This is a genomic window from Caballeronia sordidicola (genome assembly GCF_001544455.2).
GTDB classification, from domain to species: domain Bacteria; phylum Pseudomonadota; class Gammaproteobacteria; order Burkholderiales; family Burkholderiaceae; genus Caballeronia; species Caballeronia sordidicola.
Genome location: NZ_FCOC02000018.1, coordinates 106,778 through 128,694, shown reverse-complemented (window position 1 = coordinate 128,694; position 21,917 = coordinate 106,778). Strand labels below are relative to the sequence as shown.

Sequence of the window (21,917 nt, the reverse complement as noted above, 5' to 3'; positions counted from 1 at the left end):
GCTGAACCGCTTGAACGCGGTCTTCGTACGAGTACATGGACTACCTCCAGGTAGTCCAAGATTTTGTCCGCACCCCCCGTGGGTCAGGATTCCGTGCAAACCAACAGCCATAGCGCCTTGCTGGACGTTTTGAAGGTGCATTCGGTATCCCTGGTCGTCATGGAGGCGACCGGGGGATACCAATCCGCCTGCTGCTGCGCACTTCAGGCCGCAGGGCTTACCGTAGCGATAATCAACCCACGGCAGGCCAGAGACTTCGCCCGCGCAATGGGCCGACTCGCAAAAACGGACAAGGTCGACGCGCTGGTCCTCGCTGAACTGGCAGAAGTGATCGATCGGCGCGAGGACAGAGAACGCTTCGTCACACCTCTGACCAATGACGTACAGCAGAGATTGCGAGCACTGGTTGCGCGCCGTCGACAACTAGTACGCCTTCAGGTAGGAGAACGTCAACGAAAGTATGCAGCACACGCCGCTGTTGTAGCAGGAATCGCCGAGCTTATCGACGTGATACGCCTGCAGATTGAGCATATCGATGCGCAGATCACGGAACATCTTCGCATACACAACGCAGAGCTTTCCGGACTGCTGCAGACGATCAAAGGCGTTGGGCCTGCCACGACAGCTGTCCTTATCTCCGAGCTACCGGAACTTGGACACATCAAGGCGAAGCAGATTTCCTCTCTCGTCGGCGTAGCGCCGATGAACAGGGACTCAGGCATCTCACGCGGAAAACGGGACAGTCTATGGAGGCCGCGCTACGGTGAGAAGCGCCATTTATATGGCCACCATTGTCGCAATGCGTTACAACCCCGTTGTCCGGGCATGCTACCAGCGGCTCGTCAAAGCCGGTAAGCCGAAGAAAGTCGCCATCGTAGCCTGCATGCGCAAGCTGCTGATCATCATGAACGCGATGGTGAAAAGTCGCCAGCCGTGGGATATCCAAAAAGCAATTTCCGTCAGCGCCCCTTCACCCGCGCCCCGCTAATCTCGACCGCGCATCTGCAGGGCCGAGCGCCCTTAGAAGTTCACAGTGCTCCGCCGTCTGTCCGCAGCAATCTACCACTTGCTGAAGCACGCGCCGCATACGGTGAAGGTCACGAATCTTGCCCTCTATATCATCCAGGTGGGCACGCGTCATACGGTCGGCATTCGAGCAAGGTTGCTCAGGGTGATGCGCGAGCGCGAGCAATTCGCGAATCTCATCTACGGTAAAGCCAAGTTCCCGGCCTCGCCGGATGAAGGAAAGGCGTTCAAGGGAAGCGTCGTCGTATTGTCGATAGCCGTTGCTTGCCCGACTGGCAGCAGGCAAAAGGTCGACCTTTTCGTAGTAGCGGATCGTTTCGATATTGACCGCTGAAAGCTGGCTCAGGACACCGATGGAATAAGTGCTGGTCATGGCTTGACTCTGTAGTAACTGCAGGCTTCAGGATACTCTTTTCGAGACTCGTCGGGAGACCACCATGCCGGGACACTGCTGTCACGATTGTGACGACCAACCGAGCCAGCAGCACGCAGGCTATCGTAGGCTGCTCTGGCTCGCTCTGGCCATCAACAGCGCCATGTTCATCGTCGAAGTGCTGTCGGGACTTCGGGGCGGATCTGTATCGCTCCTGGCTGATTCGCTCGACTTCCTCGGCGACGCAGCCAATTACGGTATCAGCCTTTTCGTCTTGGGATTGAGCATCGCTACGCGCGCACACGCATCCCGACTCAAGGCAGTGTCGATGCTGGCGTTCGGCGTGTGGGTACTCGGCCTGGCGGCCTGGCACCTCTTCAGCGGCCCGGTGCCGAGTGTTCCGACCATGGGGATTGTCGGAATGTGTGCGCTTCTCGCGAACGGCGCAGTGGCGGGGCTACTGTTTGCGTACCGGGACGGAGCAGCAACATGCGCAGCGTCTGGCTGTGCACCCGTAATGACGTACTCGGCAACATCGCGGTTCTACTTGCTGCGCTCGGTGTGTTCGGGACGGGATCTTCCTGGCCGGATTTGCTCGTCGCGGCAGTCATGTCAACGTTGGCGTTGACGTCGGGGGCACACATCCTTCGCCAGTCCAGCTCGGAACTACGCGAACACGGAAAGGCACGTGGAGCTACCGCCGGGCTCTGACCACAGATGCGGCGCGGTCGCCACCAGCGATGCTGAAGTTGATGATGCAGATGGCGCGCGAAGGAAATAAACGTCGGCCGCTCTGCCAGCGGCTCGCGCGCTTTTTAATACGTTGCCTGTCGCCGGCCGGGCGCTAATCTGCCGCACACCAATTTCCCCCTCAAATGCCCGATTCGTGTCCGCCAATGCTTCGTCGGCGGACACACCATCTTAGGGAATGTCATATAGGGTATCGAGCCAGCGATACCCCCATCAGATCACCGACATGCCACTTGCTGCAGCGGGTCGAATAACGGCGCCTTCATCAGGCATGCATCGCCATGCTTGACAGTCAAGACAGTTGCTGACGCCACAACCAAACCTTTAAAAGCCCAGTCAGGTGGAGGCCGCAGGCGGCCTCCACATTCGCGCTCGCCGCGCGGCGGCTCATCCCGGTCAAACCCGACGCCTTGCATTCACCAGTCTCCTGAGTTCCCGCCCGACACCCGCGACCGTAGCCGATGGCGGGCAAACGTCAAGGGGCGAGGGACCGTGTTGCCCGCACCCCTCCCTCGCCTTTTTTCCTTGACGTTTGCCCGCCATCGGCTCCTTGAGTCGCACGGGCGCGAACTCAGGAGACTGGCGGCAGCAAAGCCAGCCCCGGGTTCCACCAGGACGAGCCCAACCCCTACAGCGGGGCGAATCTTGGAGCCCGGTCAGCGCAACACCGATCAACCCTTTTTTGATTGTTTCTCTCTCTGGAGACTGACATGCAACTCGCTTCTTCCTTCCGTTACGGCTCCCCGATGCTCCGCGCCGATTCGCCCCTGTCGGACGACCAGATCCGCCGCGTCGCCCCGTCCATCTTCGCAGACGGCAAGCACCAAAGCCGCTCGGAGCGCTACACCTACATCCCCACCATCGACGTGCTGCGCGGTCTGCGCAACGAAGGTTTCCAGCCCTTCATGGTGTGCCAGACCCGCGTGCGCGATCTGGACAAGCGGGAGCACACGAAACACATGCTGCGCCTTCGCCCCGCCACCGAAATCACAGGTCAGGACGTCAACGAAATCATCCTCCTCAATTCTCACGATGGCAGCAGCAGTTTTCAATTACTGGCCGGTGCCTTCAGATTTGTTTGCCACAACGGCATGGTCGCCGGGGACACCGTGCGCGATATCCGTGTGCATCACAAGGGTAACGTGGTGCAGAACGTCATCAACGGTGCGTTCGATGTGCTCGACGGCTTCGATCTGATCCGCGAGCAGAAAGACGGCATGCGCACCATTGAACTGAACCGCGACGAGCAGCACGCCTTCGCCCGGTCCGCGCTCGCGCTGCGCTATGACCCCACCGACGCCGAGGCCCCTGCCCCGATCATCGAAAGCCAGTTGCTGGCCCCGCGTCGCTTCGAGGACCGCCGCGACGATCTCTGGACGGTTTTTAACAAGGTGCAAGAGCACTTGACCAAGGGTGGCCTGCATGGACGCTCACGCAGCGGACGCTCCATGTCCACCCGCCCCGTCACCGGCATCGACCAGAACGTGAAACTGAACCGCGCGCTGTGGATGCTCGCGGAGGCGATGCGCCAGATGAAGGCGTAAGCACGGCACGCGGCAGCCCATCGCCGCCTGATGCCGGTTCATTCCGTCAGGACTCCTATCCGGGTCCGGCCCTGACGGTATCCCGCAGCACCGTGACCCGGAACCTTCTTTTTTCTATCTGGAGTAAATCATGCAAGTCGAAGTCAACACGCATATGAACGACACCGCAAACGCCGCCGAAGCCGACACCGTCACAGACGCGACGGCTAACGCTGGGCCGCTGCTCGAAACCAGTTTCGGCAACGAGCAGCCGGTCGTGACCGTGCCGTATTCCGCCCTGCGGCGCTCGCCGCTCAATGCCCGTACGAAGCCGCTATCGGGCATTGACTCGCTCGCCACGAACATCAGGGCAAAAGGGCTGCTCCAAAACTTGGTCGTTCACGAACTGAAGGGCTCGCGAGGCAAACATCGCAAGTTTGGCGTCTGTGCCGGTCAGCGCCGACAGGCCGCACTCGACCTGCTGTTCGGGCAGAAGCACATCACCGCCGACTATCCGGTCCCGGTGCGCATCGTCAGCGAAGGCGAAGCCCTCGCCGTTTCGCTGATCGAGAACAGCGAACGCGAAGGACTCGACCCGTTCGACGTGCTGCGCGCCTACCGGATGCTGGCCGAGGAAGGCCGCAGTATCGACTACATCGCGGCCCTGTTCTCGGCAGCGCCGATCACGGTAAAACGACGCATGAAGCTCGCCAGCGCCTCCCCGAAGCTGCTCGCACTGCTGCGCGAAGACGCCATCACGCTCGACCAGCTTTCGGCACTTACGCTCACCGATGATCACGAAACGCAGGAACACATCTGGTTCGACGCGAACGAATGGCAACGCCAGCCCAACTATCTGCGGCAGGCGATCACGCGCGCCGAGATCGATGCGAGCCGCAGCCGCCTCGTTCGCTTCGTTGGCCTCGCCGCCTATGAGGGAGCGGGCGGATACGTTCGTCGTGATCTCTTCAGCGACGACGAAAACGCCGGATACATTGCCGACGCGGAACTCCTACAACGCCTTGCCGCCGCGAAGCTCGACGCCACCGCCGAAGCAGTCCGGGCCGAGGGCTGGGGCTGGACCGAACAGCGTATCGAGCGTGACGTGCTGGAACTGAACCGCTACGGCAGACTGCTACCGCTGCAACGCGCCCTCACCGAGGACGAACAGCGGGAGATGGACACGCTCACCGCACAGCAGGACGAACTGACCGAAAAGTTTGACGTCCTCGGGGAGGACGACGAGAACGCCTACGAGGAAGCCGAACGGCTCGAAACCGAGATCGACCGGGTGAGCGCCGCCCTCATCGCGCTCGAAAACCGCCTCGTCGTGTGGGACGCTCAACAGATGGCCGAAGCGGGTGCCTTCGTGATGGTCAGCCTACAGGGGCAACTCGTGATCGAGCGCGGCCTGGTGCGCCGCGAGAACAGCGCGGCACTGGACGCAGCAGGCGCGACCGTGACCGGCACGCCGGAAGCCGAACGCGCATCCAGCGCGACGGAGGAACGCGAAGCGAAGGAGAAGCCAGTCCACAGCGCGAAGCTCTGCCAGCGTCTGACCGCACATCGCACTGCCGCCGTTCATGCGGAACTGATCGCACAGCCCTCCGTCGCCCTCGCCGCCCTCCTGCAACGCCTGATTCCGGAAGTCTTTCCGGAACGGTATGGGATCGGCTTCGCGCCGCATGCGCTTGCACTGTCGTGCAACAGCAACCGCGAGAACCTGCTCGGCGCGGCGGACGACCTGCCCGCCAGCACCGCGTGGAGCCTCATCGAGGTGCAGCGCGAGCGGTGGAGCCGCGAACTCCCCACGCGGCGCGCAGACCTGCTGCCGTGGCTGATCGAACAGGACCCCGGCACGACCCTGCTCGACCTGCTCGCCTTCTGCACCGGCACCCTGCTCGACGGCATCGCCGGGGAGGAAAAGCCCCATGCCATCAATGCGCTCGCCAGCGCGCTGAACCTCGACATGACGCGGTACTGGACGCCCACGCGCGCCTCGTATTTCGATCACGTCAGCAAGGCGCGCATCGCCGAAGTTGTCGCCAGCGCCGTGTCACCGAAGATCGCCGCCGACCTCGGCAAGATGAAAAAGGTCGACGCGGCAGCCGCTGCCGAACTGCGGCTCGCGAAGTCCGCATGGCTCCCGGAAGTCCTCACCGACCGCGAAGTCCCGGCAGCGCGCTCCTACGGCGTGGCCCGTGACGCGGATGAGGATGACGACGAAGAAGGCGACACCGGCGACGAAGCGCTGCAGGACGGCGACGCGTACGGCGATGACCACGGTACTGGCCACGCTAATGAGCCCGCTAATGAGCCCGCTAATAAGCCCGCTAATAAGCCCGATAACGACCGGATCAACGGCACGGAACCCGGCGAAGGTGTCGGCTCCCCGTCACCGGTGGACGGTTCGACCGGAGCACCTGAGCCAGCCGCGACGGGTGGCAACGGTGCGCTGCCCGCGTGGCCGTTCCCAACCGCTGCAACCGTCGCGAGTGTACCGCCCGCAACGCCTACCGATGGCATGTCCATGGCGCAGGACGCTGCGTAATCCGCGCAGGTTCCGCCGGTCAGTCCGGTGGAACCTGCTTGACCGGGTGCAGCCCGGCAGGACTGCACCGCCCCTACCCGCATGCCGTCAGCGGCATGCGCACATTCAAGGAGAGGCAATCATGAAAAAATCCATCAAGGTCATCGTGAGCGCGATCAATCACGATTCCGGCCACGTCTTCACGACCGCCGTTGAAGTGACGGACGACGAATACGGCAACGGGAAACACTTCCACGTCGCGCTCGGTCGGGCCGCAGAAGCCGGCTTCGTGTCGCCCCTGATCGCCGTCGAGGCCGACGATCTGGTCCGCCTCGCGATGGAGATCAGGTCAGTCATTGCACAGCGCAACGCTGCGCACTAGCCCATGATGCGACAGGCCGGGAATCCGCTTCCCGCTTGTCGCACCCTGTCGCGCCCTGCCCTATCCCCGCCATACGGCCAGCCAGACGGCCGTCGCTGCCGCACTGCCCAGCGCAACCAGCGCGACCGCCATCATGGCCTGCAACGCACGCCAGTACCTCCGCTCCAGAGTTTGCGCCCCGACCTGCGCCTGCTGACCCGCTTCCTGCGTCGCCCGCTCGAAAGCCGCAACGGCCCCGTCAAGTCGCGCGCGTTGCTCGCGTGCCGCGATGGCGAACGCGCCCACCAGACGATTACCCGCTGCACGCGCGATCCGGTTAGCGGCACGGTCCACCAGCGCTTCGAGCGCGGCCTCGTTCAGCCCCGCGAGAGCGGTCCGGTATCGTTCCTCGTGCTCGCGGATCATGTGCTCGGCAAGCCGTATCGTTTCCTTGCAGCGCGCGAGTGCATCCCGGTGCTGCGCCATCAGCCCATCCGTCGCTTCCCTCGCTTCGGTGCGCATTGTGTCGAGGCCGCCCTCGCCAACTTTCCTGATGCGATCCGGCATCACCTCGTACAGCCGCGCATAGTATTCGAGCACGGCGAGCACCGACCAGAGCGCATCGTTATCGCGCAGGTTCAGTGCAGCCGACACGCGCCGCATGCGCGCGATGCTCGCGTCGTCCGGGACTTCGCCCGACACGTCGAGGAACAGGCGCGCAAGCGGATCAGGTGGGTGCGCACGCCGCGAGCGCCCCGGACGTCGCGGGTGTGCCGAAGGTCCCAAGAGTCGGTCAGCCATCGGCGATGGCCCCGGCAAACATCGCGTCATAGAGCGAGCGCCAGCGCAACAGTTCGGCGCGCTGCCCGATAGGCAACGTCTCTGCCGCCTTGCGCACCGACAGTCGCTGGCTGCGCAGGTCGTCGGCCACACGATCCGCAAGGTCGGGAAAGTCGAGTGACTTCCCCCTCGCTTCGATGCCCTTGCGGATGTTCGAATCCTGATAGAGCGTGAACTTGTCCGCCGTGCCGAAATAGCCGTTGCGCACGACGTGGGTTGTCGCATCGGCAAACGTCGCGCCGAACTCGCGCAGCAGTTCCAGACTGTCGCGCTGCCGGTTGATGACCCAGAACACGACCAGCCGCCGCGCCAGTTCGTCGAGCGTGTTGGCGAGCGTCGCGCCGTATCGCGCCACGCCCGCCTGATTGCGTGCCGCCGTATTGACGATCACCACCGCGTCACGCTTCGCGTCACAGTAGTTGACGAGTTCAATCCAGCCGTCCGCGTCATCGAGGTCGAACGCCGCGCTTTCGATCTCCGCATGAATCGCCTTCATCACATCCGGATTCGATGTGTCCGTCTCGACCAGTACGAGGTTCGCATCGCGCCGTTGCATGTGGTCGGCCAGCGCCAACGCGACGATGCTTTTGCCCACACCGCCCTTGCTGCCGCCCACCAGATAGATGGGCCTGAGGGTCGTTGCCATAGCCGTCCTTTACAGATCGTCGGTATCGGGTTTGATCGCAAATGCGAGCGAACCCTGTACCGGCTTGGGTTGCGGTTTGACTTCTGTTTTTCCCCCATGCGCACGCGCTTCAGTGCGTAGCTCATTACGCAGGCTGCTGTTCGTGCGTGACGCGCCGCCCTGCGCTACCCCGTGCGCACGGGGCAGTGTCGTGACCGTTCCCGTTGCGGGCGCTCTCGTCGCCGCACGTGCCGTGCTACCTGTGCTGTTTCCCTTCCTTCCCGAGCGCAGCGCATAACGGATCGTGCCAGCCGTGATATCGATGCCTGCCTGTTTTGCCTGCTCCGCGATCTGCTCCAGCGTATATCCCTTGGTTTGCGCACTACGGATATGGGCACGCATGTCTTTCATCGCATCACGCACGCCGAGACCGCGTTCGGCTTCGGGTTTCTCGGGTAACGCATCGAGCGTACGGGCAAACGCGTCCCATTGCGATTTCGTATAGACCTTGGCAACAGGCATCGCGACCTCCAGCGCACATCGGACCACACCGCCTGCGTACCATCGTGATCACGCACCACGCACCTGTCAACGCCATCTTTTTGCTCAGAAAGGCGCAGTAGGAACTCTGGGGAACTCGTGGGAACACGGGGGAACAGCGCACTTTTTTTCGCATGTCGTACGCACGCAACGTTTCCACCTCAACGCATGGCCGTTCGCCGCGCTTGCGCACGCCGTTTACGCCAGTCACGGACAGCTTGCCGCCCTAGTTAGGCAACACGTTTACGCAGAACGCGGAAAGCTTTACGCCGCGATATCGTCGCCCCAGGCGCAACCGCTTTGCACGTCCCTGTGAACCCTCAACGCGCGAGGTTCGCCATTTCTGCGGACGCATCACGCTCACCCTGCGTCTTGCGTTACACACGCGCGGGGCAAGTTCTGTATCCTCCGTGCGCAGGCGATGCGCTTTCGCCCGTTTTCCGGCTCGCAGCCGGAACGCATTGTATTGTTCCGCCGATCCGCATTTCTAACGCACGCGGTTTGCGCCGGGTGCGACCACCTTGACGCACATCGGTACTCACGAGGTACGCACCTCTGTACACAGGAGGTACGCAACTTTCTCGCACACCGTTTAACCTGAGCTGGGAGAGCATGACGCACGCGGCTACGCATTTTTTGCGCACCCGCAAGCGCACGGTGTTTACCCTTTCACAGCGATCGTTACGCAATTTCTTCGCACCGGCTTACGCACCGTTCCCACAGGGCCTGAACTGTCATTTGCGTGAAAGCCGCGACCTCTGCGCAAAACGTTTACTCCGGGCGACAAAAAGTGCAGTTAAAACGAGTGATTGCAGGATAGGCTACCGCCGGTTTTGGGCGCCATGCGCCCTTAAACTACCACTACAACCGCAAGGATGCCGGCCTCCGTAACAGCCGGATCCCAGCCTGTCATCGGCACGCCATCCGACGCCGGTACCGTACGCAACAAACCCATCCCCGCAAACCACGCATGCCTACGGTTACAGCCCAACCCGAGCAGGTTTCGCTGCGCGCCGCACGCCTCGGTATCGCCACGAACGTTGCGTTGATGACGATCGAGATCGCCACTGGTTACCTGACCGGCTCGCACGCGATTGTGGCCGACGGAATCCACACGCTGGTGGATCTGGTAATCGACGCGATACTGTTTCTGCCGCTGTGGCTATCAAATCGAGCCGGCGTGGCGCCACCGCTCGCCGCCCGCCGGAAGGCATGGCTCCCCTCGACCGCCGCAGCCGCGGTGTTGATGCTGGTCGGCGGCGAGCTGATCTGGCAAGGCCTGTGCGCGACCTCGACCGACGGGGACATTTCACCGCCGGCTCAGACCGCGGCCATTTTCATAGCGATCCTTGTCATCTGCACCCGCGAATACGTCGCGCGCCATTTCCATATGGCCGCCGGACAACTGGATCCAGCAGAGACCGAAGCGGCAGGCCTCTTGACCGCCGGAGCCTGGCACGCGAGGGCAGATGCGGTGTCAGCCGGCGCAGCTGCTATCGGGGCAGCGGGAACGTTGGGCGGAATTGCGCATCTGGACCAATTGGCCACGCTGCTGATCGGCAGCCTGATGCTTGCAATGGGCCTACTGCAGGAAGGAAACCGGATCAAGGCGTATTACCGGCGCGCCTGAAGACATCTCGAGCACGCCGATGCCGTTATGAGGGTCCCCTGCCGGATCAAGACTCCGCAAGCCGGGCTAACCATACGAACCGGCCGCCCGTGCGCCACATCATCCCCGCCGCCGGAATCGTGCTGGCTGCACACATTGGCGTACTCATACTGATTCTCTACACCCGTGATCAGCCAGTCGAGCGGCCAATCGAATCACACACCATCAGTGCCGAATTAATCAGCGAAACCCCGGCGCCCGTCGCAGCACCTGCGGCATTGAAATCGTCAGCGCCGCCTCAGCCAGCACCGCCCAAATCGCATCCAAGACCACATCCGGCCGAACACCACGTGTCCACAGTCAAGTCGACGCCCACGCCCGCCAAGCTTAGCGATACGCCGTCTTCGATTGCCCCTGCAACGCCTGCCGATTCTCCACCGACACCGGCAACACAGGCAACACCTGCGGCCACACTACCTGCAGCGCCCGTGATCAGCCGGGAAACAATGACCATCAACGCCCCGAAGGATGTTGCACATCTCGACTGCGATATCGCCAAGCCAGCATATCCCCCTCTGTCGAAGCGCATGAATGAAACCGGCACGGCAGTCGTCCATTTCGTGGTTGGTCTGAGCGGCAACCTCGAGGACATCAAGCTACAGAAAAGCAGCGGCTACTCGCGCCTCGACAACACGGCACTCGAGGCCATGCATGCAAGCGCCTGCCATCCCTACATGGAAGACGGCAAGCCCGTCCGGGCAGCCTATTCGCAACCGTTCGCTTTCAACTTTAGCAACTGAACCACTTATCTGAAGAAAGGGAAATCAACATGGAGCACTACGGCCTGGCCAACGTCTGGCAACAAGGCGACTTCGTTACGCGAAGCATTCTGATCGCCCTCATCCTGATGTCGCTGCTGTCATGGACAGTCGTTCTTCTCAAATTCTGGAACGTGGTCCGCATCAAGCGGGTAACGCGCGACACCGAGCGCTCGTTCTGGCATTCCGACAATTTTGAAGCAGGCCTGCAGAAACTCGTCGGCAACAGCGCGTCATACGCAGGAAACCCATTGCTTGCACTCGCCCTCTCCGGCAAGGAAGCAGCCGAGCATCATCACCAGACTCAGCCGCACCTGCACGACCGCATGGACATCTCCGACTGGGTCACGCGCTGCCTCAAAGACACCATGGACGAGATCGTGACCCGCCTGCAGGCGGGTCTCGCGATCCTGGCCTCGATTGGCAGTACCGCCCCGTTTGTCGGGCTGTTTGGTACCGTCTGGGGCATCTACCACGCGCTGATCTCGATCGGAGCCTCCGGGCAAACGAGCATCGATCACGTGGCCGGCCCGGTCGGCGAATCGCTGATCATGACGGCTTTCGGACTGTTTGTCGCCATTCCGGCCGTGCTCGGCTACAACGCTCTCACTCGGGCCAACAAAGGCATCGTGTCAAAGCTGCACCGCTTCGCACATGGCCTGCATGCCTACTCTGTAACAGGTGCACGGCCGAGTTCCCAGACTGGACGTTCTGAACTTCGGCTTGCCGCCACTAGCACGGCCGCAGTGGAAGCTGGCAATGGGACGGCAAAATGGCAATGAGCCCCTTCTCGGACGACGAAGACGACGACCTGATGGGCGAGATCAATATGACGCCGCTGGTCGACGTCATGCTCGTCTGCTGATCATCTTTCTCGTGACGGTTCCGGCGATTCAGCATGCAGTCAAGATCGATCTGCCGCATGCCAGCAGCCAACAGGAAGATGTGAAACCTGCTCACGTTGATGTTTCAATCCAAACAGACAGCACGGTTTTTTGGAATGATCACCCCGTTGATGAAGCTATGCTGTCGGCTCGAATAGCACAGGCCGCACAAACCACGCCGCAGCCGGAACTGCATCTGCGGGCCGACCGCAAAGTCCCGTATGAGAAAGTGGCTGATGTGATGTCGGCGGCACAGTCCGGCGGACTGACCAAGATCGGCTTCGTAACCGATCCTGTCACATCACCCAACGCAAACATCAGTCAAAGGCCTTAGATTCGCATCAAGTTGCAAGGTTATGGGTTCCTCACCCACCTGCGAGCGTGACGAAGCAAACGTTAGGCGCCCCCCGTTAGACGCGCCCAGCACAATACCCGTTGAGAAACGTTCGACCTTTCGATCCTTCTGATCACGACCGCCAACACACGACTCGCGTGAGCAAGACCTCCGCCATGCCGGTAGCTGATCCAAATACAAGGCCCATTGACCCGCACGTCACGTTCGCAGACGCCATCGCCCCCCACTGTAACGACCGCATCCGCGAGTCTGTTTAATGGCTGGCAGTAAACAGCAGCGAAAGCCCGTACGACGACATCAGCCCACCGCCAATCCCCACCTGAACGTGTCCGGCTGCACCCGTGCCACAACGATATGCGCCCGGTCACTGTCAATGCCATGCAAAATGCCGCGACGCGACGCTTATCACAGGAACCCACGGCAGCGACGGACTCGCCAACACGCGCGAGTAGTCGCATCAGGACAGCGTGCTGGCACTCCCTGCATCGACGCTCGGCATCGAGCTTCAGCCCGATGCGATGTTGCGCAGCGATTGCGAAGTCGGCCGCGCCAACATTATCGAATTGCCAATGCCCGGCCAGATCTACGCCGCGGTCACCACGCACGAGCCACTGCGCGCGATTAATGTAATGCCGTCGGCTGCTACAGCTACGAACCGATTCTCTAGCGTCGCTCGAACCCTGCATCGAGGATTCGCCGTTTCAGTCCGTGCTCACACCGCCCGACGCCCGCATCTCTGGGACAGGGTCGCTTTGCTGGTCATCCGTGATCGACACGATGCGCCCGTCGCTCATGTGCACAACGCGATCCGCCGCGCCGAAGAAGCGGTCATCGTGCGAAACCGCAATCACGGTGCGACCCATGCGTTTGAGTTCCGGCAGCAACTCGCGATAAAACACGCTGCGGAAGGTCGGATCCTGATCCGCCGCCCACTCATCGAGCATAATGATCGGCCGCGCTTCCAGCATTGCGTGCACCAGCGCGAGACGCTTGCGCTGTCCAGTCGATAAATCGGTGGTGCTGAAGGCACCGTTTTCCACGTTGACCTTATGCGCGATTTCCAGACGCGCCAGCGTGTCGCGCGCGAGCTGCATGTTGGCGTCGTCGTCGGTGACGAAGTCGTCAAACAGGAAATAATCGGCGAACACGGTGGAAAACAGCTGGCGATAGCCGTCGGCGTCGTCATGCGTGACGGTCCGATCGTTGAGCAGCAACTCGCCTTCCTGCGGTGCATACAGGCCCAGCAGCAGCTTGACGAGCGTGGTTTTGCCACAGCCGTTCTCGCCAACGATAAACACGATCTCGCCGCGCTTAACTTCCAGATCGACCGGCCCCAACGCAAAACCGCGCGCGCCCGACGGTGCTGGAAACGTGTATGAAGCTTGGCGCAGCGTGAGCGTTTCGAACGCGGGCAGCGGCACGTCGGGCGCATCGATCAGCAGATCCGGCTCGTTGCTGCGGAATTCGGCGGACAGCTCCGCGATGCGCTTGAACGACACTTGCGCCTGGCCGAGCGCGGGCAGCGCGCTCGACAACTGCTGCACCGGGCCTTTCACATAGAGCAGCGTAATCACGAAACCGCTCACCACCGACGACGCCACGCCAAGGCGATGCTGCAAGACCACCATAAGCCCGATCACGACGAAAAACAGCACCGATGACGTACTTTCGTGCACCCAGAACAGGCTCATCGCACGCGTCTTGAGGCTGGCGATCAGATCGACCGCGCCGCCCAGTTGCGCGGCATACACGCGGCGACGGCGGCCGCGATTCATGCGCAGTTCCTTCGCGCCTTCGGTGATCGAGCGATATTGTTTCTGCAGATCGTCCTGCGCGTCGCGCACCTGATCGTAATAGCGCGTCCAGCCGCGCCGCGCCCAGCGCGCCATCATCAAACCCGCGAGAATTGCGAACGCCGCGAGGCCGAACAGCAGCGGCGACAACACCAGCAGATAGACGATGCAACCGAGCGTCAACGCCAGCGCAATCGCATAGGTCGAAAAATTAAACGTGAACGCGCTTATGGTATCGATGTCGCCGTTGAGTGTCGCCAGCAGTCGATGCACGCGGTAATTTTCGATCGCCGCCAGCGGCGCGCAAACGATGCGCGAAGAAATATCCTTGCGCAGCGCCGCGATCACTTTCTGTCCGACCACACTGTTAGCAAGGCCCGCCACCAGATTGCCGCCGACGGTCAGTGCGCACAGTCCGACGAAAGACCATGCAGTGCGCTCGCTAACGCCACTCGCCTCGTGCAAACCGTCGTTGACGGCGGCGAGCAGCCAGGCCGTCGAAAAACCGCCGATGCAACCCATCACCGTCGCGAACAGCGTGAGCGGCCAAAAGCGGCCGATCAGGCGCAGTGCATCGCGCATGACGTGAATCGCTGGCGCGGAGGTCGGCACCACTCGCGAAGGGCCGCCGTATTTCGTGTCACTCATGGGATTGCTCCTTATTGCGTGTATTTCGTGTGCAACGCACTCAGCGGCCGAGGGACCACATCAGATACAGGCCGCCGGCGATCATCGCGAGCAGGCCCGCCGGCATTTGCTGCGGAAACAGCACGTTGCGGCTCAGCCAGTCGGACACCACCATCAGCAGCGCACCCAGCAGCGCCGACGCCAGCAGTTCGGGCGCGGCACGCCTCAAGCCCATGCGGCGCACCACATGCGGCGCCATCAGCCCGATGAAGGACAGTGGGCCGACGATCATTGCCGCCGCCGCGCTCAGGAGCGCCGCCAGCAGCAGGATCAGGAAGCGCGCGCGCTGCACCGGCACGCCCAGCATTGCCGCAACCGGCGCGCCGAGCGGAAAGATGTCGAGCCAGCGCATGCACAGCAGCGCCAGCACCAGCAGCATGACGGTTACGGCCAGCGCGAGCGTGGCAAGCGGCGCGTCGATCATGTAGGTCGATCCCATCAGCAGATTGCGCAGCATCGGCGCATACGGCCCGCTGCCCGCGATCACCAGACCGAACACTGCCTGCGACAACGCACCGACCGCGATACCCGCGAGCAGCAGTTGTTCCGTCGCGAAGCCACTGCGGCGCGCGAGCGCGAGCATCGCCAGGAGAGTCGCGAACGCTCCCGCGCCGCAGGCCACGAACATCAGCGGTGCACTGGGCGTCTGCACCGCGAACAGCAGCACGATCATGCCGAGCATGCCGCCGCCACTGATACCAAGCACTTCGGGGCTCGCCATCGGATTGCCGGAAAGCCGCTGCAGCAGCGTGCCCGCCAGCGCGAGCAACGCACCGACCGCGAGCGCGCTTTCGATGCGCGGCGCACGCCAGTGCCACAGACCGCGCCACTCATCGGTGCTCGCCCAGTGCCAGCCCGCGATGCCGCGCCCGAAACCCGCAGCCACAACCACCGCCACCAGTAACGCGAGCGCGCCGCCAATCAACACGCGCCGCACGGCCAGCGGCGAACGCGGCGTCTGTGCACGGCCCAGATCGGCATGTGGCGGTGCGGCGCGCGCCTTCAGACGCGGCACGAGCCATAGCAGCAACGGCCCGCCGAACAGCGCCGTGGCCGCTCCCGTCGGTAGCAATTCGCCCGCGAGACCACCGAGTTGCTGAATCGCCTGATCGGTGACCCAGAGCAGTAGCGCGCCAATCACCGGAGCCCACACCAGCTGATCGCGCAAACGCCGGGTGCCACACGCACGCGCAATCGCAGGCGCAGCGAGGCCGATGAAGCCTATCACGCCGACCGCTGCGACCACGAACGCCGTCAGCGCGACTGCCGCAGCCAGTGCCAGGAAACGCGTGCGCGTGAGGGACAAGCCGAGACTGCGCGCACCGGCATCGTCGAGACCGGCGAGCGTAAGCGGACGCACCAGCGCGCCGCACACGAGCGCGCACACGAACACTCGCGGCAGTAGCCAGAGCGTCGTGTGCCAATCCTGCTGCGCTAGCGCGCCGCCGCCCCAGATAAACATCGCCGTGAGAGAGCGCTCGTAGATGATCGACAGCGCAAGGCTAATCGCGCCGCAATACAGGTTGACGATCATGCCGCCCAGCACTAGCGTCACTGGCGCGAATGCGCGCCGCCACGCCAGCGCGAACACGAATAGCATCGCCAGCGCGCCGCCCGCGAGCGCGACACCCTCGCGCCAGGCCGCAAGCCACGCGGGCGCCCACAGCGTCGCAAGCAGCAGCGCGAGATACGAGCCTGCCGAGACGCCCACCGTCATCGGTTCGGCAAGTGGATTGCGCAACACCTGCTGGAACACCACACCCGCCAGCGCGAGCGCTGCGCCGCACAGCAACGAAATTGCCAGACGCGGTAGCCAGCTGTAATGCACCAACATTTCGCGGATATTGTCAACATCGGGCGCAAACAACGCGCGCGTCCAATTGGCGGCTGGAAGATGCGCAGCGAGCCCTCGCAGCGTAAACGCCAGTGCGACGATCAGCAAAGCGAACAGCCCGAGCAGCGGACCGCGCGACTGCCAATCGTGGCCTCTGTCTTTTCCGTTACCCCGCGTCATCGAAAGATCACGCATGACGGGCCTCCTGCGACAGCACCACATTGGCGAGTTGTTGCGCGAAACGCGCACCGCTGTAGAGCGCGCCGCCTTGCGAAACTTTCGGCATGCTCGCCACGCGGCCCGCGCGCACGAACGGCAAGCTGTGCCAGAGCACCCCGTCGGCGAACGTGTCGCGCGCGGCGTCGGGCAGCGGATCGATGTACACGAGACAGGCGTTGGCGGCGTCGCTTGCCTCGGCGAGCCGGGTGAAATCGGTCACGGCGTAGCCACGCGCGTTGCTCGCTCCGCTCCACGCGTTGCGCAGTCCGAGCCGCATCATGACATCGCCGAAAAGGCTACCCGCGCCGTACGCGAGCAGATGGCGGTCATCGACGAATTCCACCACGAACAGCGGACCGGCGTTCGCACCCGCAAGACGTGCGCGCGCGGCCGCCAGTTTCGCATCGGCGTCGGCGATGGCGGCTTCGGCCTGCGGCGCGCGATCGAGCACGCGCGCGAGACGGCGCGTTTCCTGCGCAATCTGCTGCCACGGTTCGACACCGGGCGCGGACAGCGCGAGCGTGATGGTCGGCGCGATGCGTTCGAGTTGCGCGCGCATCGGCGCGTGTGCAGGCGTGAGCGCAAGCAGATCGGGCCGCAACTGTTCAAGCAGCTCGAAATTCGGCTGATAAAGCAGGCCGATATCTATCACGCCCTCGGGCAGCGGCGGCGCGACATTGGTGCGGCGATACCAGTCGGGCACTGACGTTGCAAGCGGCGTCACGCCCAGCGTGAGCAGAACTTCGGTCAACCCGAAGTCCATTACGACGATGCGTCGCGGCACCACGGACGCCGAAGGTGCCGCGGCGTGTGCCAACGACGCAAGCGGTGCCAGCGACAAAAACGGCGTGCATGCGACTCCCGCGGCGGCGAGCCGGAGCAAATGGCGACGTTGCATGGCTCGCTCCTTCAGCGCGGATAGCAGACCGGCACGCCGCCCTGCGGATGAGCGAGCGTATCCATCGGCACGCCGTAGATTGATTCGAGCACGTCCGGACGGCAGATTTCAGTGGGCGTACCTCGCACCAGCAGACGGCCGCTGTGCAGCGCCACCAGTTCATCGCAAAAGCGCGCCGCCATGTTGATGTCGTGCAGCACGACAATCACGCCGAGTCCGCGCTTCGCGCTCAGATGCTGCACGAGGCCGAGTACATCGAGCTGATGTGAGACGTCGAGCGCCGAAATCGGCTCATCGAGCAGCAGACAATGGCTGTCCTGCGCGACCAGCATCGCGAGCCAAACGCGCTGACGCTCGCCGCCCGAAAGCTGATCGACGTAACGATCGGCGAAACGCTCGACGTCGGTGAGCGCCATCGCATCGGCGACTTTCTGCGCGTCGTTCGCGGTAAAGCGGCCGAGCGCACCGTGCCACGGATAGCGGCCGAGCGCGACGAGTTCGCGCACCGTCATTCCATCAGCGGGCGGCGGCGTCTGCGGCAGATACGCGACTTGGCGAGCAAATGCGCGGGCGTCCCAGTTTTCGAGTGCCTCGCCCTCGAAGCGCACCGTGCCGTGCGTGGCAGCGTGCTGGCGCGCGAGCACGCGCAGCAGCGTGGTCTTGCCCGAACCGTTGTGACCGATCAGCCCGCAGACGCGTCCGGGCGCGAGACTCAGACTGACATGGGTGAGCAAGGCGCGCGCGCCGACCTGCACGCACAGATCATCGACCGCGTAGAGCGGCACCTCATCGCGCGGTGCAGTCGCCCGCGCGGCTTTCATCACTGACGTTGCCAAATAGGTGTACTCCTGACCGTAAAACGCCGCGCGTGGCTCAATGACCGTCCGTGCGCTCATCCTTCGACTACCACTGATACTTCGCCGTCCCCAGCACACCGATCTTCGAGCCGTAGTAGCATGCACCGCCCGAGCAGTACGCGACGTAAGTACGGTTCGTCAGGTTGGTCGCGTTGACCTGGAACCGCCAGTTGCGGATGTCGTAATGCACAGCCGCGTCGAGCAGCACCACACTGCCGACATCGAAAGTATTCGCCGTATCACCCGCCGACATGCCGATGTAACGCACGCCAGCGCCGAAGCCCAGACCGCGCGCCGGACCGCCGTGCAACGTGTAATCGGCCCAGAGGTTCGCCATATTGCGCGGCGCCATCGTCGGACGCTTGCCGACCTGCGACGCCGTGTTCGACTCCAGCACAACCTGATTCAGGTAAGTGTACGAAGCAAGCACCGAAAGATCGTCGGTGAGTTGCACGTGGCCTTCGAGTTCGAGACCGCGCGAGCGCACTTCGCCTGTCTGCACGGAAAAGCCCGGATGGTTCAGGTCGGTCGTCGCCACGTTGTGCTGCGTAAGATCGAAGATCGCTGCGGAATAGAACGCGTTATAGCTCTTCGGCTGATACTTCACGCCTACCTCGTACTCCTGCCCCGTGGTCGGCGCCAGCGCCTGGCCCGCGAAATTCACGCCCGTGGTCGGCTGGAACGACTTCGCATACGAGAAGTACGGCGCGATGCCACTATCGAACAGATACGAGAGACCGCCGCGCCACGTGAATGCGTGCGGCGTCTGGTTTTGCAGGCCAGTGCTCGAACCGCTCGTCTGGATGTTGGTCGAGGTCCAGTCGTTACGGATGCCGAGTGTGAGCAGCCAGCGGCGGTATTCGATCTGATCCTGCAAATACGCGCCGAGCTGATCGGTGGCGGTATCCACGCGCTTGGTGGTCGTATCGATCTGGCCGACCGTCGAAAAGTCGGGATCGAACGGATTGAGTGTGCCGACCGCGCCCGAGCCCGAATTCGTGCCACTCAAGAGACGCTGGTAATCAACGCCGAACAGCACCGTCTGCTTGACATCGCCCGTCGAGAATTTCGCCTGGAGCTGATTGTCCATCGCGAACTGGCTCAGGTGCTCGCGATCGAGAAACGCACTCATGGTGAGCACCGACTGATTCGTGCCCGCCTGCCAGGTGCCGAAGTACGACTGGCGATAATCCACATCGTCATGCATGTAGCGCGCGTTCGAGCGGAACGTGAAAACGTCGTTGATCTTCTGCTCGAACTTGTAGCCGAACGCGTACTGCGTACGATGAAAATAGTCGGTGTCGGTATTACCGATGTAGGTGCCGGGGCTGATCCGGCCGTTCGGGTTGTAGGAGGCCGTTCCCTGCACCGGCAGCGAGTCGAACAGGCCGCCCGCCGGATCGCGCTGATATTGCGCGTAGAGCGTGAGCCGCGTGTCGGCGTTCGGCTTGATCGTCACGCTCGGTGCCAAGGCGATGCGCTGATCCTTGACGCCGTCCACCTGGGTGTCGGCGTCGCGCCCGAGTCCGACGATCCGCCACAGCACCGTGCCATCTTTGTCGACCTTGCCGCCGACGTCGAAGGCAGCCTCGTAACGATTGTCATTGCCGAACTGCAGTTGGACCTCGTTCACCTGGTCCTCGGTCGCGAACTTCGAAACCATGTTGACGATACCGGCAGGACTGCCCGCGCCGTAGAGCACCGACGCCGGGCCGCGCAGCACATCGATACGCTCCAGCAGATACGGATCAATACGCGGATTGGCGTAGTACTGGCTCAGCTGTAGCGCGAGGCCATCCAGATACTCCGAGTAGTCGAAACCGCGTCCGCGCAGCTGGTCGAAGCGGAAATCGGTGGAATCCTGCGAATAGACGCCCGGCGTATAGCGCAGCGCCTGATCGACGGTAGTGACGCCCTGCCGGTCCATCTGATCACGTGTCACGACCGATACCGACTGCGGCACGCGCAGCAGCGGCGTGTCGGTCTTGGTGCCCGTCACGGTGCGCTTGGCGACGATGCCTGCGGTCGGCCCAGTCGGCGACTCGCGTTGCGACTCCACGTTCACGGCGGGCAGCGTGCTGTTGGCCGGCGTGGCTTGCGTCGAACGCGTGGTCTGCCCGTTGTGCGCGCCGGTAGTGCTGTCCGTGCTACTCGACTGCGCATGCGCGACCGCCGAAACGGCCAGTGGCATGCCCAGCAAGGCCAGCCGCACAGGAGAAAGCTTAAGTATGAGTCCGCGCCGCCCCGTCATATTGGTTTTTTTCATACGTTCCTTCATCGTTCTCTACCAGTTGAATGTTAATAATAATGAGTCTCATTAATTGTACAAAAGCTAAAAATGCCCTGCGCCGATGAATGGTGCAAGCATGCTGCGATTGTGCAGATAAGGGGGAACGCGGTGTTATGGTGCGCAAGCGGCCTGGGGCAAGAACAGAGTTCGAGCACGTGCTTGGCGACTTCAAATGATATAAGCTATTCCATCGTAGGAGCTGCCGATCTTATTTGCAAAACGGACATTTTTTGTCATATTCAAACGTTAAATATAAATTTAAATCCGAAACTGCCATCGGTGAAATATTGCCATAGTGAAGCTCTCTGCCGCCGTCCCCACTCCACCGAAAAGCAAACTGCCGCCCGTCTTTGGTCAGGCAATCGAATATGAATCGGGCGCGCGCGAAGTTGCGCATACGCATCCGCGCGCACAACTGCTCTACGCCACCAGCGGCCTGATCCGCGTACGCACGCCCGCCGCCAGTTGGGTCGTCACACCCAATTGCGCGATGCTCGTGCCGCCGCGCGTCGAACATGAGCTGGAGATGGTCGGCAAAGTCGGCTTTCGCACGCTCTACGTCGATCCTTGCCCGATGTGCGGCAACGAAGGCCGCCTGCTGCCCGTGAACGGCCTGCTGCGCGAAGCCATTCTGGCGATGGTTCGCGAACCCGCGCGCACGCGCGAACCGGGCAGCCTCGCCGAAGTCCTCACACATCTCATCATCAACCTGCTGACCGCGGCCGCGCCCGCCGACGAAATGCCGGGCCGCCTGCCGATACCTCAGCATCCGCGTCTGCAGCGCATCTGCCAGGAGCTGATTGACGCGCCCGCCAACAGCGATTCGCTCGACCATTGGGCCAATCGCTTCGGCGCCAGTTCGCGCACGCTCGCGCGGCACTTCCAGCGCGAAACCGGCATGCCGTTCGCGAAATGGCGCGAGCAGATGCGCGTGTCCGAAGCCATGTGCCTGCTCTCGACCAATACGCCGATCGACAAAGTCGCCGCTTACCTCGGGTACGCCGATACCAACTCCTTCGCCGTGATGTTCAAGCGCGTGCTGCATATGACTCCGCTGAAATACCAGTCGATGATGTGCGCCGCCATGCTCGTGGCATAGTGGCGC

At 62.6% G+C, this 21,917-nt stretch carries 18 protein-coding genes and 1 pseudogene; 10 read left to right on the top strand and 9 right to left on the bottom strand.

The features are described 5' to 3' along the window. Positions 1-93: 93 nt before the first annotated feature. Entirely contained in the window at positions 94-855 is a 762-nt protein-coding gene (locus AWB64_RS23665) for an IS110 family transposase (RefSeq protein ID WP_244164178.1), read from the top strand. Between the two features lie 115 nt (positions 856-970). On the opposite strand, the gene AWB64_RS31050 is transcribed toward AWB64_RS23665, so the two are convergent. After that, complete coding sequence (locus AWB64_RS31050) at positions 971-1,399, bottom strand: MerR family transcriptional regulator (RefSeq protein ID WP_075643334.1); 429 nt, start codon at positions 1,397-1,399, stop codon at positions 971-973. Positions 1,400-1,888: 489 nt separating this feature from the next. Between AWB64_RS31050 and AWB64_RS32635 the strand changes: the two genes are divergently transcribed. From AWB64_RS32635 to AWB64_RS23640, 4 genes are all read left to right on the top strand, one after another. Then, a complete protein-coding gene (locus tag AWB64_RS32635) occupies positions 1,889-2,110 on the top strand; it encodes a hypothetical protein (protein ID WP_341845248.1) in 222 nt (73 codons plus the stop codon). 749 nt (positions 2,111-2,859) lie between these two features. After that, positions 2,860-3,693 (top strand): DUF932 domain-containing protein, encoded by an 834-nt coding sequence (locus AWB64_RS23650; protein WP_060857870.1) that lies wholly within the window; start codon positions 2,860-2,862, stop codon positions 3,691-3,693. A 130-nt stretch (positions 3,694-3,823) separates the two neighbouring features. Next, positions 3,824-6,223, top strand: a complete 2,400-nt coding sequence (locus tag AWB64_RS23645; protein ID WP_060857869.1) for a ParB/RepB/Spo0J family partition protein — start codon at positions 3,824-3,826, stop codon at positions 6,221-6,223. A 121-nt stretch (positions 6,224-6,344) separates the two neighbouring features. Further along, positions 6,345-6,584: a hypothetical protein gene (locus AWB64_RS23640; protein WP_060857868.1), complete on the top strand. Its 240-nt coding sequence runs from the start codon at positions 6,345-6,347 to the stop codon at positions 6,582-6,584. Between the two features lie 60 nt (positions 6,585-6,644). Here AWB64_RS23640 and AWB64_RS23635 read toward each other — a convergent pair whose 3' ends face one another. Genes AWB64_RS23635 through AWB64_RS23625 form a run of 3 tightly spaced genes read right to left on the bottom strand, consistent with a single transcriptional unit; the run spans position 6,645 to position 8,550 of the window. Next, positions 6,645-7,364 (bottom strand): hypothetical protein, encoded by a 720-nt coding sequence (locus AWB64_RS23635; RefSeq protein ID WP_075643333.1) that lies wholly within the window; start codon positions 7,362-7,364, stop codon positions 6,645-6,647. After that, positions 7,357-8,049 carry a nucleotide-binding protein gene (locus tag AWB64_RS23630; RefSeq protein WP_060857867.1) on the bottom strand — a complete coding sequence of 231 codons (693 nt, stop codon included), beginning with the start codon at positions 8,047-8,049 and terminating at the stop codon, positions 7,357-7,359. The genes AWB64_RS23635 and AWB64_RS23630 overlap by 8 nt, the downstream gene beginning before the upstream one ends. A 9-nt stretch (positions 8,050-8,058) precedes the next feature. Further along, a complete protein-coding gene (locus tag AWB64_RS23625) occupies positions 8,059-8,550 on the bottom strand; it encodes a hypothetical protein (protein ID WP_060857866.1) in 492 nt (163 codons plus the stop codon). A gap of 988 nt (positions 8,551-9,538) precedes the next feature. Between AWB64_RS23625 and AWB64_RS31045 the strand changes: the two genes are divergently transcribed. From AWB64_RS31045 to AWB64_RS23610, 4 genes and pseudogenes are all read left to right on the top strand, one after another. Beyond that, positions 9,539-10,198, top strand: a complete 660-nt coding sequence (locus tag AWB64_RS31045; RefSeq protein ID WP_075643332.1) for a cation efflux transmembrane domain-containing protein — start codon at positions 9,539-9,541, stop codon at positions 10,196-10,198. 89 nt (positions 10,199-10,287) lie between these two features. Then, the gene (locus tag AWB64_RS23620; RefSeq protein ID WP_244164177.1) at positions 10,288-10,977 is read left to right on the top strand and encodes an energy transducer TonB; all 690 of its coding nucleotides are present in this window, start codon (positions 10,288-10,290) and stop codon (positions 10,975-10,977) included. A 29-nt stretch (positions 10,978-11,006) separates the two neighbouring features. After that, entirely contained in the window at positions 11,007-11,777 is a 771-nt protein-coding gene (locus AWB64_RS23615; RefSeq protein WP_060857865.1) for a MotA/TolQ/ExbB proton channel family protein, read from the top strand. Continuing rightward, positions 11,768-12,213, top strand: a pseudogene (locus tag AWB64_RS23610) (ExbD/TolR family protein). Before AWB64_RS23615 ends, AWB64_RS23610 begins: the two are co-directional and overlap by 10 nt. A 722-nt stretch (positions 12,214-12,935) precedes the next feature. Here the strand turns inward: AWB64_RS23610 and AWB64_RS23605 are convergent. From AWB64_RS23605 to AWB64_RS23585, 5 genes are all read right to left on the bottom strand, one after another. Next, positions 12,936-14,675, bottom strand: coding sequence for a cyclic peptide export ABC transporter (locus AWB64_RS23605; RefSeq protein WP_063493267.1), 1,740 nt, complete (start codon positions 14,673-14,675; stop codon positions 12,936-12,938). Positions 14,676-14,715: 40 nt separating this feature from the next. Beyond that, entirely contained in the window at positions 14,716-16,743 is a 2,028-nt protein-coding gene (gene fhuB, locus AWB64_RS23600) for a Fe(3+)-hydroxamate ABC transporter permease FhuB (protein WP_082850608.1), read from the bottom strand. Further along, positions 16,736-17,665, bottom strand: a complete 930-nt coding sequence (locus AWB64_RS23595) for an ABC transporter substrate-binding protein (RefSeq protein ID WP_060857864.1) — start codon at positions 17,663-17,665, stop codon at positions 16,736-16,738. Before AWB64_RS23595 ends, fhuB begins: the two co-directional genes overlap by 8 nt. Before the next feature lie 11 nt (positions 17,666-17,676). Beyond that, positions 17,677-18,486: an ATP-binding cassette domain-containing protein gene (locus AWB64_RS23590; protein WP_060857878.1), complete on the bottom strand. Its 810-nt coding sequence runs from the start codon at positions 18,484-18,486 to the stop codon at positions 17,677-17,679. 82 nt (positions 18,487-18,568) lie between these two features. Next, the gene (locus AWB64_RS23585) at positions 18,569-20,788 is read right to left on the bottom strand and encodes a TonB-dependent siderophore receptor (protein WP_244164176.1); all 2,220 of its coding nucleotides are present in this window, start codon (positions 20,786-20,788) and stop codon (positions 18,569-18,571) included. A 319-nt stretch (positions 20,789-21,107) separates the two neighbouring features. Here AWB64_RS23585 and AWB64_RS23580 point away from each other — a divergent pair, with 319 nt between their 5' ends. Beyond that, positions 21,108-21,911 carry an AraC family transcriptional regulator gene (locus AWB64_RS23580; RefSeq protein WP_060857862.1) on the top strand — a complete coding sequence of 268 codons (804 nt, stop codon included), beginning with the start codon at positions 21,108-21,110 and terminating at the stop codon, positions 21,909-21,911. Positions 21,912-21,917: the final 6 nt, after the last annotated feature.

Coding starts and splice junctions, on each gene's coding strand:
- AWB64_RS23615 (WP_060857865.1), top strand. CDS start 11,007: ATGGAGCACTACGGCCTGGCCAACGTCTGGCAACAAGGCGACTTCGTT.
- AWB64_RS32635 (WP_341845248.1), top strand. CDS start 1,889: ATGCGCAGCGTCTGGCTGTGCACCCGTAATGACGTACTCGGCAACATC.
- AWB64_RS23635 (WP_075643333.1), bottom strand. CDS start 7,364: ATGGCTGACCGACTCTTGGGACCTTCGGCACACCCGCGACGTCCGGGG.
- AWB64_RS23625 (WP_060857866.1), bottom strand. CDS start 8,550: ATGCCTGTTGCCAAGGTCTATACGAAATCGCAATGGGACGCGTTTGCC.
- AWB64_RS23650 (WP_060857870.1), top strand. CDS start 2,860: ATGCAACTCGCTTCTTCCTTCCGTTACGGCTCCCCGATGCTCCGCGCC.
- fhuB (WP_082850608.1), bottom strand. CDS start 16,743: ATGCGTGATCTTTCGATGACGCGGGGTAACGGAAAAGACAGAGGCCAC.
- AWB64_RS31045 (WP_075643332.1), top strand. CDS start 9,539: ATGCCTACGGTTACAGCCCAACCCGAGCAGGTTTCGCTGCGCGCCGCA.
- AWB64_RS23645 (WP_060857869.1), top strand. CDS start 3,824: ATGCAAGTCGAAGTCAACACGCATATGAACGACACCGCAAACGCCGCC.
- AWB64_RS23590 (WP_060857878.1), bottom strand. CDS start 18,486: ATGAAAGCCGCGCGGGCGACTGCACCGCGCGATGAGGTGCCGCTCTAC.
- AWB64_RS23640 (WP_060857868.1), top strand. CDS start 6,345: ATGAAAAAATCCATCAAGGTCATCGTGAGCGCGATCAATCACGATTCC.
- AWB64_RS31050 (WP_075643334.1), bottom strand. CDS start 1,399: ATGACCAGCACTTATTCCATCGGTGTCCTGAGCCAGCTTTCAGCGGTC.
- AWB64_RS23585 (WP_244164176.1), bottom strand. CDS start 20,788: ATGAAAAAAACCAATATGACGGGGCGGCGCGGACTCATACTTAAGCTT.
- AWB64_RS23595 (WP_060857864.1), bottom strand. CDS start 17,665: ATGCAACGTCGCCATTTGCTCCGGCTCGCCGCCGCGGGAGTCGCATGC.
- AWB64_RS23605 (WP_063493267.1), bottom strand. CDS start 14,675: ATGAGTGACACGAAATACGGCGGCCCTTCGCGAGTGGTGCCGACCTCC.
- AWB64_RS23630 (WP_060857867.1), bottom strand. CDS start 8,049: ATGGCAACGACCCTCAGGCCCATCTATCTGGTGGGCGGCAGCAAGGGC.